The sequence below is a fragment of the Abyssibacter profundi genome, assembly GCF_003151135.1.
Classification (GTDB): domain Bacteria; phylum Pseudomonadota; class Gammaproteobacteria; order Nevskiales; family OUC007; genus Abyssibacter; species Abyssibacter profundi.
In genome coordinates, this window is sequence record NZ_QEQK01000041.1 from 1 (window position 1) to 421 (window position 421).

Annotated in this window: 1 protein-coding gene; it reads right to left on the bottom strand. The window is 58.1% G+C overall.

Annotated elements, in window-relative coordinates; translation table 11 throughout:
* The coding region (locus DEH80_RS17870) for a helix-turn-helix domain-containing protein (protein WP_133249319.1) at nt 1–374 on the bottom strand (374 nt) is incomplete at its 3' end.
* Between the last annotated feature and the right edge of the window lie 47 nt (nt 375–421).

Consider the following 421-nt stretch of genomic DNA (forward strand, 5'->3'; position numbering starts at 1 on the left):
GCGTAGACCCACGAATAAATGGTCTCGTGGCTCACGTGCATGGACGGATCGTCCGGGTGTTCCCGTTTCAGCTTTTCTGCGATTTGCTCTGGCGACCACTGGCGATGCTCAAGCATGCTGACGACCCGATCTGACAAGCGTGTACCAGCTTGCAGCTTAGACGGTCGGCCACATCTGCGGCGAACGCTGCGATAGCGTTGGGCGGCCTGGACTGCCGAGTATGATCGGCCGCTCTGGCGTGAYAGCTCACGAGAGATCGTTGAACGGTGACGGCCCAACAGGCGTGCGATGGAACTAAGCGTGGCGCCCTGGCCGTGCTGAATCATGATGGTCGCACGCTCTTCTGGGCTCAGGTGATGGTAGCTGGATGACATGGCAACACTCTTTTTGGATAGTGTTGCACTTGTTTCCTGAGCCTACG